The sequence below is a fragment of the Candidatus Eisenbacteria bacterium genome (genome assembly GCA_016930695.1).
Lineage (GTDB): Bacteria > Orphanbacterota > Orphanbacteria > Orphanbacterales > Orphanbacteraceae > JAFGGD01.
The window spans coordinates 91,335-106,897 of the sequence record JAFGGD010000020.1; the positions used below are offsets into that span (position 1 = coordinate 91,335).

8 protein-coding genes are annotated in these 15,563 nt (G+C 67.4%); 7 read left to right on the top strand and 1 reads right to left on the bottom strand.

The window, feature by feature from the left end; all coding sequences use genetic code 11:
* The first annotated feature begins 7 nt into the window (after positions 1-7).
* The 6 genes from JW958_03405 to JW958_03430 are packed head-to-tail and all read left to right on the top strand — an operon-like array spanning position 8 to position 11,336.
* A complete protein-coding gene (locus JW958_03405; GenBank protein ID MBN1825288.1) occupies positions 8-2,446 on the top strand; it encodes a YfhO family protein in 2,439 nt (812 codons plus the stop codon).
* 19 nt (positions 2,447-2,465) lie between these two features.
* The gene (locus tag JW958_03410; GenBank protein ID MBN1825289.1) at positions 2,466-4,781 is read left to right on the top strand and encodes a YfhO family protein; all 2,316 of its coding nucleotides are present in this window, start codon (positions 2,466-2,468) and stop codon (positions 4,779-4,781) included.
* Complete coding sequence (locus JW958_03415) at positions 4,778-6,454, top strand: alkaline phosphatase family protein (GenBank protein ID MBN1825290.1); 1,677 nt, start codon at positions 4,778-4,780, stop codon at positions 6,452-6,454. Before JW958_03410 ends, JW958_03415 begins: the two co-directional genes overlap by 4 nt.
* 4 nt (positions 6,455-6,458) lie before the next feature.
* A complete protein-coding gene (locus JW958_03420) occupies positions 6,459-8,087 on the top strand; it encodes a glycosyltransferase family 39 protein (GenBank protein ID MBN1825291.1) in 1,629 nt (542 codons plus the stop codon).
* Positions 8,084-9,067, top strand: coding sequence for a flippase-like domain-containing protein (locus JW958_03425; protein ID MBN1825292.1), 984 nt, complete (start codon positions 8,084-8,086; stop codon positions 9,065-9,067). Before JW958_03420 ends, JW958_03425 begins: the two co-directional genes overlap by 4 nt.
* Complete coding sequence (locus JW958_03430) at positions 9,054-11,336, top strand: tetratricopeptide repeat protein (GenBank protein ID MBN1825293.1); 2,283 nt, start codon at positions 9,054-9,056, stop codon at positions 11,334-11,336. The genes JW958_03425 and JW958_03430 overlap by 14 nt, the downstream gene beginning before the upstream one ends.
* Here JW958_03430 and JW958_03435 read toward each other — a convergent pair.
* Complete coding sequence (locus tag JW958_03435; protein MBN1825294.1) at positions 11,333-13,336, bottom strand: hypothetical protein; 2,004 nt, start codon at positions 13,334-13,336, stop codon at positions 11,333-11,335. The genes JW958_03430 and JW958_03435 overlap by 4 nt on opposite strands.
* Positions 13,337-13,515: 179 nt before the next feature.
* On the opposite strand from JW958_03435, the gene JW958_03440 reads away from it, so the two are divergent.
* Complete coding sequence (locus JW958_03440) at positions 13,516-15,165, top strand: PD40 domain-containing protein (protein ID MBN1825295.1); 1,650 nt, start codon at positions 13,516-13,518, stop codon at positions 15,163-15,165.
* The last annotated feature ends 398 nt before the right edge of the window (positions 15,166-15,563 follow it).

Here is a 15,563-nt window from a genome sequence, read left to right on the forward strand (position 1 = left end):
GCGGAGCATGAACGGAAACGGAACCGGACGGAAGATCCTTCTCGCCGCCGCCTCGATCCTCGCCCTTCTCGCCCTTTTCCCGATGGATCTCGCGCCGGATCGTTATCTGGTCACCTACCGGGCGGATCTCTTCGAGCCCTGGGGACCGTCCTCGGAGGACGGAGCGTCCTTCAATTCGGATTGTTTGCGCTCGTACTATCCGAGGCGGGTGCTCGCCTCCACCGCGCTCCGTGAGGGGAGGATCCCGCTCTGGGACCCCTGGTCTTTCTGCGGACAGCCCTTTCTGGCGAACTTCCAGTCCGGCGTTCTCTACCCGGTCAACTGGGCGCTCCTCCCCTTCGCGCCGGAGAGGCAGGCGGGGCTCTTCGTCTGGATCCATCTCGTCGTCGCCGCGGTGGGGATGCTCCTCCTCCTCCGGTCTCTCGGGCTGTCGCCGGGCGCCGCTCTCGTCGGAGGGATGCTCTTCGCCGCCGGTGACGCCCTCGCGGTTCGGACGGGGCAGAGCACCATGCTCGCCGCCGCCTCTTGGATCCCGGCGCTTCTCTGGTCGGTGCGGCGAACGATTCATGGCGGAAGCATCGCGGTGCTCGCCCTCGTCTTCGCCGGGACGATCCTCGCCGGTTTCCCGCCCATCCTGGTATGGGCGAGCCTTCTCGCCGGGGCGTGGGCGGTTCATCAGTGGCTGGAGGTCCGTGGGGAGCGGGGGACGCGTTCGATCCTCCGCGCGGCGGGCGGCTTCCTTCTCGGCGCGGGGCTCGCGGCGGCCCAGATCGTGCCGACGGCCGAGCTGATCGGGCACTCGGACCGGATCCGTTTCGCCTGGCCGACGCTCCTCTCCTCGGCGTGGCACCCGGCGGCGCTCCTCAGGCTGCTCGTTCCGGATTGGCTCGGTTCCCCCTTCGACGGGGATGATTGGGCGCACCTGCTCTCCCGCGGCGACGGCCACTACTGGCAGTCCTTTCTCTCCACCGCGTGCTACGCCGGCGCCGGAACGCTCCTCTTCGCCGCCGTCGGTTTTCGAACCGCGCTGCGCGATCGCGGCGCCCGTTTCCTGATCATCGCCGGCGCGGCGGCCGCCTTCCTTCTGCTCGGCACGCCGCTTCTCCGGATGATCTCCCTCGTACCGGGGCTCTCCGGGTCCCGGGTCGACCGGGTGGTCCACCTGTTTTCGATCGCCCTCGTCGTTCCCGCCGCCTTCGGTTTCGATCGCCTGCGCGGGGGAGCGGGGGGGAGGCGCTGCGCGGTGCTCGCCGCCGCCGCGCTCGCCGCGGCCGCCGCGGCGCTCCTCCTGTTCGGCGGGGGGATCGCCGGCCGGATCGCCGGCCGGATCGCCGGCGACGCGGGGGCCCTGGCGGCGGGCACCTCCCCCTTCGCCGCGGCGCGGGCGTCTCGGACCCTTCTCGTTCTCGGCGCGGCGCTCGTTCCCTTCCTCGTTCCCCCGAGAATCCGCCGATCCCTGTTTCTTCTCGTCGCGGCCGCGGCGGTGCTGGTGCTCGATCCGGCCCTCGTCGCGCGGAGCCGTCACGTGACCGTCGGCGAAGAGGGTCTTCCCCGGGAGAGGCCGGAGATCCTTTTTCTTCGCGAGGGCGCGGCGGAGGGAAGGGTCGTCCGATTCGAGGAAGAGAACCTGCCGCCGAACCTTCCCGGCATATTCGGGATCGAGGACGTGGCCGGATATAACGCTTTGAATATTAAGGAATATCGCGCCTACCTGGACGCCTTCGCCCCCGGCGCGGTGAAGGAGAGAAGGATCAACCCGATCGAACAGACGTGGGAGCTGCGTTCGATGCTGTTGGCGCGGCTCGCCGCGCGCTGGGTGATCGCCCCGCCCGCCGTCTCCGGCCTCCTCGAAGAGACGCGTTTCCCCGAGGAGCGCTATCGTCTCGCCCGGGAAGGGCGTTTCCGCGTCTACGAGGACCGCTTCGCCTTCCCCCGGGTTTTTCTGGCGGAGCGGGCGGTGCCGGTCGGATCGGCGGAGGAGGCGATGGAGGTCCTCGCCCGCCGGGGCCGGCGGAACCGGGTCGTCGCCGTCGTCGAAGGGAACTTCCCCGGCGTGGAGGAAGCGGCTCGTGCTTTTCCGGCGGGCGCAGGCGGGCGGCCCGAGGCGGCCCCTTTCGGGGGGGGAGAGCCCACGGAGGAGACGGCCGTGATCGTGGAGAGGGAACCGGAGAGGGTGGTCGTCGACTGCGCCGCCGGCCGGGCGCGACTTCTCGTCCTCGCCGATGTGTTCTATCCCGGTTGGCGTGTTTCCGTCGACGGCGCGCCGGCTCGGATCTGGCGCACCAACCGGATCCTACGGGGCGTAGCGATTCCCGCCGGCGCGCACCGGGTCGTCTTCACCTATCGTCCCCTCTCCTTCCGGGTCGGCTCGGCGCTTTCCCTGCTTTCCCTCGCCGCCCTGGCGGCGCTCGGGTTCCGGGCAATTCGCTTGCGCCGGGCCCGGTGAGGGGCTAGCCTACCTTTTCATGAAGGCGCGCCGTTTCATCGTTCTCATTTTCCTGGGCGTCGCGCTCCTGTTCTTCCGGGAGGCCGCCTTTCGCGATCGGGTCGAGATCCCCTGCAATCCGAACCGGTGGGAGCCCTGGCGACGCCACGCCACGGCGGAAGAGATCGCCCCTCCGGCGGTGAACACCGACTGCGCCCTCGCCTATTATCCCCGGCGCGTCTTCGCGACGACCTGGATGCGCCGCGGTGAACTCCCCCTCTGGGATCCGACCACCTTCTGCGGCCAGCCCTTTCTCGCCGATTTTCAGAGTTCCCTTCTCTACCCGGTGAACCTCGCCCTTTACGCGATGGAGCCGATGCGGGCGATGGGGTGGTTTCTGATCATCCATTTCGTGCTCGGGGGGTGGTTCGCCTATCGGGCGGCCCGTTCCTTCGGGGTGGGGCGGGGCGGATCGATCGCGGCCGCCGTCGCCTTTGAGCTGAACCCCTTCTTTCTCACCCGAACCGGCCATCCCACCTTCGTGGCTACCGCCGCCTGGCTCCCGATGGCGGTCTTCGCGGCGAATCGTCTGGTTCGCAAACCGGGTGCGCGGCAGGCGGCGCTTCTCGCCGCGTCCCTCGCCCTGGCGGCGACGGCCGGGTTCCCCCAGACGCTGATCCACGTCTACTACGCCGTCGCCTGGCTCCTCTTCGCCGCCTGGGCCCTCCGCGAGGGGGAACGGCCGGGCCGGGTGCTCGCCGCAGGCGCGGCCGCGGTCGTTCTCTCCTTCGCCCTCGCCGCTTTTCAACTCCTGCCGACGGCGGAGTTCCTGCGCCACTCCACCCGGGACCCGGTGGACACGGCCACTTTTCTCTCCGGGACCCATCACCCGTTCATGCTCCTCCGCGCGCTGGTGCCCGATCTCTTCGGCAATCCGATGCAAGAGAATCTCTGGTCCCCTCTCTTTCAGAGGGGAAACGGGCTTTTTAGACAGAATTATGTTTCGACGCTGAACTATTTCGGCGTTCTTCCCCTCGTCCTCGGGCTGTACGGGATCGTGAGGGGGCGCCGCCGGTTCTTCCTGGGAGGGCTTTTCCTGCTTCCGCTTCTGGTGATTTGGGGGACGCCGGCGGCGAACCTCGCCTTCCACCTTCCCGGTTTCCGTTTCTCCCGCCCGGACCGTTTGATCCTTCTCCCCCTCTTCGCCGCGTCCCTCGGTTTCGGCATGGGGGTGGACCGTCTGGCGCGCGGGGAGAGGGGGATCCCCCGGGCGCTTCTCGCCGGGCTCGTCGCGATCCTTCTCGCCGCAGCCGCCGCGGCGCTCGCTCCGGAGGAGATCATCCGCGCCCTGTCGGGAGGGAGGGTGCCTCCCGGGCCGGTGGCGGGGACGGCGCGCGCTTCGGGGGTCACCACCGCCCTCTTCGCGCTCCTCGGGATCGGGCTCGTCCTCTTCCGGGGGCGCATCGGTCGCCGCGGATTTCTCGCCGGCGCGGCGCTTCTCGCCGGCGCGGATCTTTTCCTCTTCGGGAGCCGTTTCCACCTTACCCTTCCGGCGGAGTCCACCTTCCGCGAGACGCCGGAGATCCGGGCGATCCGCGGAGAACTGGGAGGGGAGGGGAGGCTCGTCCGGTTCGGCGTGGCGGCGCGCGATTTCCTCCCGCCCGCCACCGCTTCCCTCTACGGGATCGACGACACGGCGGGCATCAACGCCCTCAATCTGGACCGCTACCGCCGTCTGTGGGAGAGGGTCGAGCCGGGTCTCTACTCTTACCGGCGCTACCTGCCGTTGCAGAGGCTGGAGAGCCTCGACTCTCCCATCCTCCGCCTCGTCGGCGGAAGGGTCTGGACGCTCCGGGCGGACGGCGCGCCGGCGCCTCTCCGCACGGTCGAGCCGCTCCCGCGGGCGACGATGCACTTCCGTTGGGAGACGCTCCCGCCGGAAAGGATCCTCGAGAGGATCGGCCGCCCCGGCTTCGACCCGGCGGACACGCTCTTCCTGGAGGAGGAGTCCCCGCACTCCCCGCCGCTCGTCGCGGGGGAGCGCGTGGCCGATACGCGGATTGAGCGCTACGAACCGGACAGGGTGACGGTGCGCGCCCGAACCCCGGAGCCCGCTTTTCTTCTTCTCGCCGATGCCTGGTATCCCGGCTGGACGGCGACGGTGGATGGTGAAGCGGCGCGGGTCTACAGGGCGGATTACGCCTTTCGCGGCGTGCATGTGCCCGCCGGTGAGCATGTGATAGACTTCCGCTACCGCCCGGCGTCGTTCCGCGCCGGGGCCGGGGTGTCCGCGGCGGCCGTCCTACTCACCGCGTCGCTCGCGGTGCTCGGCCGGAAGAGGAGGAGAGAGGGATGAGCCGCGTGCTGATCACGGGGATCGACGGCGTGACGTTCGACACCCTCGATCCCTGGATGGACGACGGCGTCCTTCCCTACCTCGCGTCGATCCGGCGCGAGGGGGTGACCGCCCCTCTCCGTTCCACTTTCCCGCCCATTACCGCACCCGCCTGGGTTTCCTTCATGACCGGCAAGAACCCGGGGAAGACGGGGATCTTCGAGTTCCTCTACAGCCGGGGCGGCACCTTCGAGCAGACTCCGGTGAACGCCACCGTCCGGGACGGCATTCCCCTTTGGGAGATCCTCTCCCGCGAGGGGCGGCGCGTGCTCGTGCTCGGCGTGCCGGTCACCTATCCGCCCGACCCGGTGCGGGGGACCCTGATCAGCGGGTTCCTGACGCCGCCGGGGGCGCGCGATTTCACCCGGCCGCCGGAGCTTCTCGATGAGCTGGAGGAAGCCTTCGGCCCCTATCCGATCTACCACAAGGAGGTCTACCAGAAGGGAAAGGTGGACCGCGTGCTCGACGAGGCGTTCCGCATCCTCGAGTACCGGCGGAACGTGAGCCTCAAGCTGCTCAAGGAGCGGGAGTGGGACTTCGCGATCACCTATTTCGAGGGGACCGACCGGGTGCAGCACGAGCTTTGGCACGTTTTCGACGAGACCCACCCCCATTCGAACCGGAAAGAGTCGCGCGCCCACAGGGATCGGGTGTTGGACTACTACCGCGAGGTGGACGAAACGGCGAGGCTCGTCGGCGAAGCGGCCCGCGGGTTCGATCCGGACGCGACGGAAATCATCATGTCCGATCACGGCTTCGGACCGATTCACACCTATATGAATTTCAACGTCTGGCTCTGGGAAAACGGATTTCTTCGTCTGCGAAGGGACTTGTCGACGCGTCTGAAGACGCTCCTCTTTCGGCTCGGCTTCACCCCCGCCCTCGGCTACCGCGCCGCCATGCGGTTCGGGCTCGCCGGGCTTCGTCTCTCGCGCGGCGTGGGGGCGCGTTCGGTCCTCTTCGACCGGATCAACCGGATCTTCCTCTCCCTGGAGAACATCGACTGGGAAAAAACCCGGGCCTTCTCGAAGGGGAACTACGGCCAGATCTACGTGAATCTCCGCGGGCGGGAGCGGTTCGGTTCCGTCGATCCCGCCGACTACGACCGGACCGCCGGAGAGCTGGTCGACAAGCTGCGGGAGATCCGCGATCCCGAGGACGGCGGCCCGCTCCTCGCCGAGGTGTTCCGCCGGGAGGAACGCTACGAAGGGCCCTACGTCGAGCGGATGCCGGACGTTCTCTTCATCCCCCGGGACATGAAGCACAAAGCGCTCGGCATCGTGGACTTCACGACCCGGCGCTTTCTCGAGCCCACCTTCGGCAACTCCGGCGATCACCGGATGGACGGCGTCTTTTTCGCCCGCGGCGGCCCCTTCCTCGGCGGCGCGGGGCGGATCGAAACCCTCTCCATCGCGGACGTGACGCCCACGGTTCTCCACGTTTTCGGCCTCGGCGTGCCGGAGGACATGGACGGCCGCGTGATCGAGGCGGCGCTCCGTCCGGATTGGCTCCGGGAGAACCCGGTCCGGTTCCGTCCTCCCTACGAGCGGGCGCGGCCGGAGGAGCTGGACCTGGACGACGCGGAGAGGCGGGAGATCATCGACCGGCTGAAGGGCATGGGCTACGTGGGGTAGAGAGATGGCGGCGACGGACGAACGATCGGAGTGGACCCTCGTTCTGGGGCTGGCCGTTCTCTCGCTGGCCCTCTTTCTCGTCTACTGGGACGTGGGGGTCAACGACGACGAGGGCTATCTTCTCGGCGGGGTGACCCGTATCCTGGACGGCCAGGTCCTCTACCGGGATTTCCACCACACCTACGCGCCGGGCCGTTTCTATCTGGTGGCGGGTCTCTTCCGCCTCTTCGGAGAGAACCTGCTCGTGCTTCGCGCCTTTTGGGTGATCCTGCGGGTCGCCGTCGTGCTTCTCGCCTACGCGGCGGGGAGGCGTGTTCTCTCCCGCCCCGCCGCCTTCGCCGCGGCGCTCCTCTTCATCGTCGCCCCCGGCCCCTGGCACAAGAGCTTCTTCCATCTGTTCGTCCTTCTCCAACTGATCGCCTTCGCCGGTCTGGGCCGGCGGGACTCGCTCCGCCCGGCGGCTCTCGCGGGTCTCGCCGCCGGCTTCGCTTTCCTCTTCCGCCAGGACCTGGGCGCCTTCGGCGTTCTCGTCTATCTCGTCCTTTTCGCCTTGAAGCGTTGGACGGGCGAGACGCCTCGCCGCGCGCTCGCCTTTCTCGCCGCCGCCGCCGCGCCGGTCGCGCCGGTGATCGTCGCCTTCGCCTTCTCCGGCGGGCTCGCCGAGGGGGCGGGCAAGGTGCTCCTCGCGGGGATGCGGGACAATCAGACCAACACGCTCCCCTTCCCGCCCCTCTTCCACCCGATCCGCGGCGACGTGCGCGGCGCGGGGTTTTTCCTCCTCCGGCTCCTCTACTACGCGCCGGTTCCGCTTTATCTCGCCGCCTTCGCCGTCGGCGCGGTTCGTCTCGGGCGGGCCGGGACAGCATGGAGAGCCGGGAGAGCCGGGACCGGCGGGGAAGGGGGGAGGCGGCTCCTGGTCTACGCCCTCTTCGGGCTGCTCGCCTTCAACCAGACCCTCTGGAGGAGCGATCTGGCCCACCTGCTCCAGTCCCTCGCGCCCGCCTGGATCCTGCTTCTTTGGCTGTTCGACGAAACGGCGCGGCGCCGGCCTTTCCTCGGCAACGCCCTCGCCGGGATCCTGCCGGTGGCGGTGTTCGTTTTACTCCTGAACTATTCCCAGACGTGGTGGGACAGCTACGGCGCGGCTCGGATCGCCGCCGAGGGATTCCAGCCGATCCCCCCCTACTACACCGGTTCCCTCGCCCAGCTCGGCGGCGGGGAGACGCAGCGGCTCCCCTTCGACCGCGCGCCGCTCCGCACCACCCGGGAGCAGGCCGCTTTTCTGACGGTGCTCGGCGAAACCGTGGACCGCTACTCGCGGCCCGGGGACTATGTTCTCAGCGTTCCCGGATTGCAGATGACCTACTTCCTCTTCGACCGGAGGAACCCGACCGCCTACATCCACCTGCGGCGAGCCCTCGACTCGCGCGAGGAGGAGGACCGCTACATCCGGGATCTGACGGAGAAGCCGACCCGTATGGTTCTCCTCCGGGATGCGCCGATCGACGGGCGGGAGGAGCGCCGCTTCTCTCTCTACGCGCCGCGGGTGTTCGAGGCGATCGAGCGGGAATTCGAACCCGTGGGCATGCTGGGCGACATTCGTGTCTACCGGCGGAAGGGAACCGGCCTTTGAAAGGGAAGCTGCTGCGCCTCGCCGTCACGGTGTTCCTGCTGGCGCTCGTCCTCTCCCGCGTGGACTGGGACGATTTCCGGCGGATCGGCGCGGGCGTCCGGCCGGGGCTCGTGGCGATCGGATACGCACTCAACCTGGTGATGGTGGCGCTCAACACGGTCCGCTGGCGGGTCCTGGTGAACGCCCTCGGCGTACGGGTTTCGATGCTCCGGCTCGGCTCTTATTACTTCGTCTGTATGTTCTTCAATAATTTCATGCCCACCTCCATCGGCGGCGACGTGATCCGCGTCATCGATCTCGCCCGCCACACCGGACGCAAGACCACGGCCATGGCGTCCATCGTGGTGGAGAGGCTTCTCGGCCTCTACGTCCTCTTCCCCCTCTGCCTCGGCGCATTTTTCCTCCTCCGGAGCGACCTGCCGGAGCGCCGCTGGTTTCTCCTCGCCGAGGGGGGAATGGCGGCGGCATTTTTCTTCGGCACGTTGGTCATCCGCAGGAGAAACGTTCGACGCCTCGAGCCGCTTCTCCGACCCTTCGAATCGGGACTCCGGCGCTTCGGGCTCCGGGAGAAGGCGGCGGGATTCTACGACACCCTCGATTTCTACAAAGGGCGCCGCCGTGAAGTGGGTTGGGCGCTCTTCCTGTCCGTCCTCTCGCGGGCGGTCTGGGTGGTGAGCTGCTGGGTACTCGGTCTTTCCATCGGGATCGATCTGGGGCCGGTGCACTTCTTCCTCCTCATGCCCCTCGTCGAGGTGGGACGGATGATCCCGATTTCGCTCAACGGCATGGGGATCCGGGAGGGCGTGCTGGTTATCGTCCTCGGCCTTTTCGGAACCGGCGAAGCGGAGGCGGTCTTCCTCTCGGTCCTCGTCTACGGCATCTTCTTGATCAACGGGCTCCTCGGCGGAGTCGTTTACGGGCTTCGCGGGTTTTTCGACCCCAAGCCGGCGCCGGAGGGGGGGAGGGATGGAACGGCCTAAACGTCGCCTGTCGCGCCGCCGCATCCTTCTCGCCCTCTATGCGAGCGCCCTCCTTCTCCGCCTGCTCTACCTGGCCGACGCGCGGAGCAACCCCTTCCTGGACGCCCTCGGGCTGGACGCCCGCTACTACGACCTGCGCGCCCGGGAGATCCTCGAAGAGGGGCTCGTCGGCGACGAGGCCTACTTCATGGGGCCCCTCTACCCCCATCTTCTCGCCCTCGTCTACGGCGCGGCGGGACGAAACCTCGACCTGGTCCGCGTCCTCCAAGCGTTGATCGCCGCCTTCGTGCCGGTTCTGATTTACCGGATCGGTTCGCGGCTCCTCTCGCCCACCCGGGCGATGATCGCGGCGGTCGCGGCCGTTTTCTACGGCCCCTTTTTGTTTTATGTGGGAACTATATTATACACGACGCTGGCGGTCACGCTGATCCTCTGGATCCTGGACCGGATCATCCGCCCCCGCGGGGAGCGGACCGGGGCGGGACTCTTTTTCACGGGGATCCTCTTCGGGCTCGCCGCGGTGGGGAAGGGAAATCTTCTCTTCTTTCTTCCTTTCGCGCTCGCCGCCGTCGCCCTGCCGGAAAAGAAAGGGGGGAGACCGGACCTCCGCGCGCCGGCGCTTCTCCTCGGCGGGCTCCTCGTGGTGGTCGGCCTGGTGACGGCGCGAAACCGGGCGGCGAGCGGCGACTGGGTCTGGCTCACCTCCAACGGCGGCCTGAACTTCTACATCGGCAACGGGCCGGAGTCTTCCGGCGCATACGAGAAGCCGAAGGGGCTCGACGTGGACAACGACCCCTCCGGGAAGGGGCTGCTGGAGAGAGAGGTCGGGCGGTCGCTCACGCCGACCGCCCTCTCCCGCGAGTGGAGCGACCGGGCGATCCGCTGGATCCGGGAAAACCCAGGCGCGGAGGCGCGGCTTCTGCTGCGCAAGACGGTCTTCTTCTTCTCCGACGTGGAGATCCCCCAGATCGAGAGCTACCGTTTTCAGATGCGGTACGGCGGCTTGACGCGGGCGCTGCACATCCCCTTCGGCCTGATCGCCCCCCTCGCCCTCGCGGGGATCGCGGCCTTTCTGCGGCGGCGGACCTGGGTCCTCGTCGCGTTTCTCTTCTCCTACGCCGCGTCGATCATTTTCTTCTTCGTGCTCACCCGTTATCGCCTGCCGGTGGTGCCGGTGCTTCTCCTCATGAGCGCCGTTACCCTCGCCGACGCGGTGGAGGCGTTTCGCCGCCGTCGCTACCGTCGCCTGGCGGTTCTGGGCGCCTGGTTCGTTCCCCTCTTTCTCTTCAGCAACCTGAACTTCTACCGGATCTCGCCGAGCACCGGTGAGGCCCAGTCCCACTATCGGCTCGGTATCATCCGGCAGTCCGAGGGGGACACGGAGGGAGCGCTCCGCGAGTATCGCCGGTCGATCGAACTGGATCCGGACTACGAGCGCTCCCGCCTCAATCTGGGTGAACTGCTCGCCGTCACCGGGGAGAGGGAGGAGGCGGAGCGGCAGTTCCGCGAGGCGATCCGCATCGCTCCGGACTACGCGAAGGCGTACGGCAACCTCGGCGCGCTCCTCTATCGGACCGACAGGCGCGAGGAGGGGAGGGCGGCTTTGGAGCGCGCGGTCGCCCTCGATCCGGAGTACGGCCGGGGCCTGCTCCACCTCGCCGTTCTCGCGTTGATCGAGGGAGAGGAAGACGGTTCTTCGCGCGCGAAGAGGGCGCTCGAGCACCTTGCGCCGGACGACCCGATACGGGGCCTGGCCGGGGAGTTCCTCGCGCGACTCGAAGAGGTGGAGACGATCGCCCGGTCGCGGAAGGCGAGGGGGCTCGATCCGTTCCCGCCGCCGGCCACGCGGGAGGCGATGGCGGCGGAGCTTCTCCGGGACCGGAGGGACACGGCGGAACTCTACGACCGGGGGGCCCGGGGGGGCGATCCGGCGGCTCTCTATTTCCGGGGCGCCGCGCTCTACAGGGCGGGGGATCTGGATGGAGCGCGCCGTGATTTCGAGGCGGCGCTGAAAAAGGCGCCGGAGATGCCTTTCCTCCACTTCGCCGTCGGCGTGCTTCGCCACAGAGAGGGGAGGCCGGACCTCGCGCTCGCCGAGTTCCTCGAGGAGACCCGCCTCCATCCCGGTTTCGCGCCGGCGTGGAAGAACGCCGCCCTGCTCACCGCCCGCTCCGGCGACAGAGAGGAAGCGCGGCGGTTGGCGGCCGAATATCTGAGGCGTGGGGGCGAGGAGGACCCGGCGATCCGCGACCTTATGGGATCCTCCTAGCGGTCGGTTTCCGGGGCGTTTTCCTCGCGGTGCTCCACGCCGCGCGCTTCCGGAAGACGGTAAAGCTCCAGCCCGTTCCAGGCGCCCGCCCGCCCGCATCGTTCCCAAGCGGCGTTCATCACGCGGATCCCCTCCGGCGGCGACCAGCGCGTGAACACATTCTGCAGGGTCCGGTTCACGAGCGCCCAGCGGTATCCCTCCCGGCGGAGCCTCTCCAGCCAGCGGTCCGGCGAACCCGCCTCGTCGGCCGCGGCGGCGAGGGCGGAGGCTTCGAAGAAGCTGTCCGCCCCGTAGGGCCGTCTCCAGTAATATCCCCGGTTCTCCCATACGAGGAGAGATCTCTCCCCGGGGGGGACGATCCTCTCCGCTTCGCGGAAGGCGCGGTACGACTGCACTTTTCGGGAGAGGTACGTTTCCCGGTTCTCGCGTCCCGTAACGACGGGGAGCGCGTCGCGCGCCGTCTCCCGCGCGACCGGGGCGATGAGGAGGAGCGCGACGACGGCGAAGAGCGCCGCCTGCGCCGTTCCCGCCGCGCCTTTTTCGGTCCGCCAGTGGGCGCCGGCGATCCCGGCGAGGAGAAGGATTACGGGGAGCAGGAAGCGGAGTTGCTGGGAGCCGGCCCCCCACAGGTAGACGCCGGCGAGCGCGATCACCAGAAACCACCTCGCCGTCCGTCCCCCACGCCACAGAGCCCAAGGCGTCCAGAGAAGGAGCGCCGGCGAGAGCACGCCGTCGAAGAACCGATAGACGGGTTGCCCGTGCAGGACCGCGTTCCAAGGGAGGAGAAGCCAGTGTCGCGCGTCCCTCCCCATCCCGATCGAACGCTGCCAGTCGATCAGGCGGCGTCCCAGCTCGGGGCTCCAACCCTCGCCGCCGAGCGCCGCGGGGAACATCGGGAAGAGGGGGTTCCCCGTTTCCGCCGCGGCCTTGACCATCCAGGGGACGACGAGGATATGGGAGAGGCCGACGAAGAGGAGGACTTCCCGAAGCCCGCGCCGGCGCGCGCCCGGAAGAACGGGAAGGAGAAGGATCGCGGGGAGGAGAGGATAGGCTGCGTAGGAGCTGTATTTCACGGCGAGCATGGAGCCGGCGAAGAGCGCCGCCGCGATCCATTCCCCCGCGCCTCCCCCGTCTCGGCGTCGGAGAAGGTGCAACGCCGCGAGCCCGAAGAAGAGGGAGGCGGCGAGGTCCACGTTCCCCACGGTGCGCGGGTCGAGGACGAGGGGGATCGAGAGGAAGAGGAGCGCCGCCGCCCGGCCATCCGCGCCGGCGCGCATCCTGCGTGCGATCCGCGCCGCGATACCGGCGTTCAGTCCGAGAAGGAGAATGTACAAGGCGCGCGCGGAGGGCTCGCCGCCGAATCGGTAGGCGATCGCGTAAAGGAGGTCCGCCGCGTGGGGCATGCGCGCGTAAACGAGGTCGGGCGCCGCGGCGAAGCTCCTCCCCTCCGCATAGGCGCGGGCGAGCGTCATGTGGTAGACCATCGGGTCGTTCGCCGTGAGCGGCGCCAGGGCGCGCACCAGCGCGGTCGCGAGCGCCGCGAGAATCAGCGCGCCGAGCACCCAGCCGGCGACGGATCGGGGCGGCCGCGGCGCACGCGGCCACGGGATCACGCCGCGCCGGAACGCCGCGGCCGGAAGGAGGAGCAGGGGAAGAAGAAAAGCCGTCCGAAAGGCGCCCGCCGTGAGAAGGAGGAAAGCGGAGACCCACGCGGCGACGAAACCGAGACCGATCGCGCCGCTCCATCCGGGGCGGCGGAGGTGAAGGAGACGGGCGATCCCCGCGCCGGAGAGGAGGGCGATCGCCGCGAGGGCCGTCGCGCCGAGAAGCGCCGTCCCCTCTTCCGTCCAGGGCGGATCGAAGGAACCGAGCTCCCCGGGCGAGCCGAAGGCGGGGCGGGGCGGGTGCTCCCCCAGGAAGCGGATCATTAAGAAAGCGGCCGCCGCCGCCCACGCCGCGACCGCCGCCGCCGATCTCCATGACCCCTTCCGATCGGTCACACCGGAACCCCTCGTTTCGCCCACTCCGGCGGGCCGGACCGCGATGACTCCCTTGACAGCGCGCCTTCCCCGTCAGTATAGTGATCGCGTTTGATTTTACTTGGGTTAGAAACAGGAGTCCATCGTTTGACGATATCCCCCCGGCGGGATCGATCCGGGGGTCGAAAGGAGGATACGAGGTGGCGGGTCATCTGCGGCGGTCGGGACGGGTCCTGGCGGCGTTCGTCGCGTTCTTGATTATCGCGGCCGGGTGCGGAGATGATGACGATTCGCCCATCTTCGATTGTCCGAATTGCGGCGACTGGGACAAGATCGTCGACGCGAACGCCTCCTATCCTTCCTATCGTCCCGGATCGGACCGCGATGTAATCGCCTATAGCACCGATCGCGGAAACGCTTTGAACATCGAGCATATCTGGATCTGCGACCGCACGGACGGCGATGCGCCCGTTTTTTACCAAATCACCTCCGGTTCGAGCGATGACTTCGATCCCATGTGGTCGCCGAGCGGGGACCGGATCTCCTTCACCCGCTCCACCGGTTTCGGCTACGAGCTTTATCTGGTTCTCATAGACGATTTCAGCAACCCCGGCGATGAAATTCGCCTCACCAACACCAATGTCGCCGACACGGTGACGGTCAGCCGCCCCGCCGCCTCCTCTTGGTTGGACGACGACACCATCCTCTACTCGGACGGGCAGAACATCATGACCATCACACTCGACGGCGACGAGCCGGTCTCCTTTAGGAAAGTGGTCAACGACCCCTCCGATTTCGTTCTCTCCGGAACCGAGGATTTCGTCGAGAACCAACCGACCGGGTTCCGTTCCGGGTCGACCGACCAGATTTACTTCGTTTCCGACACCCGGGTTCCCCTGGGAGCGATCGCCGTGAGCGCCTACGACGAGGACTCGGGCGAGCCTCTCGACGCGGAGATCTTTCTCGAAGGCTTCCCCACGGGAGCGACCACTCCGGATACTCTGGGCGGCCGCCCCGAAGGGGGGTATCGCGTGGGGGTCGGCATCACCGATCCCGAGGCGACGGAAACCTATTGCGACACGATCTTCTCCGATCTGATCAACGTGTTCGAAAACACCGTCTCCCCCCTCGAGTTCCAATTCAACAACCCCCGGGGGAGGATCATCCTTCTCGCGAAACCGCTTCTCGCCAAGTTTTACTGGGACGGCGAACAGAGAACCTCCATCCAGACCGACACCACCATCATCGACTGCGTTTACCCGGGCGTGCTCCACGAGGTGAAGATCGTCGCCATCGAGGCGAGGGACGAGTTCGGCAACTTTCTCCGGGACTCGATATGGGTCTCCGTCGATGAGCGGCAGGACTCCATCGTCGTTCTGGACGTGACGGGTCAGACCGGCAAGTCGGCCCCCGCCTCCGGAACTTGCCGAGTCATCCATCCTTGCAAGGAGGATTGGAACACCCCGAATTCTTCCGGGAAGACCGCCCAGTGGATCAAGACCCTGTGGCGATATGACACGTCCACGGGAGCTTACCGGACCATCTCCCAAGAGGGAGAAACCCCCACGCATCCCGCGGTGGATCCCACCGGCCAGTATTTGGCCTATGTTGTTGATGGAAATAGCCTTAAGATCGTTTCCACTACCGAGGAGAACCAGGAGTGGTGGATCCCTCTCCCCGGGGCGACGGGGATCAACATTTGCTACCGCGAGGTGGCCCATCCATCCTGGTCGGCCGACGGGAGCCATATCGTCGTTTCGATGAGTCCGTGTACGGACCAGCCTTCGTCCGACCACAATGCCGGTCAGTTCGAGATTTGGGAGGTTCGGGTAGATAAATACCTGGACTGAGCGAAAAATCGGCTAACCACTTTCAAATCCGGCGTTAACCCATTGACATTCGTCGCTTCATTTTGGTATAATGGCCAACGATGCGACGAAATGTACTGATTTATGGTGGATTGCCTCCCCTTTCGCAGCCAGGTAACCGGTACGCGCCCCGCGGCGGGGCGGACTTCGTCGTGTGTGCTGCGAGGGGGTCTTTCCTTAGACGTGAGGAGGTGATAAGCACAGGCAAAAGAGACCGCGCATGATGTTTTATTGAGGATGCCCGCGTTTCGAGTGAGGAATTCCATCCGTCGCAGGGTTCCTGATCGGATCGTGGGTGTGGGTCGTCTCCCGCGCGAGATAGCCGGCCTCCTCTCGAAGGGGGAAATACGGCGGAGGGCGGTCCATGTGATTCTTGTTCC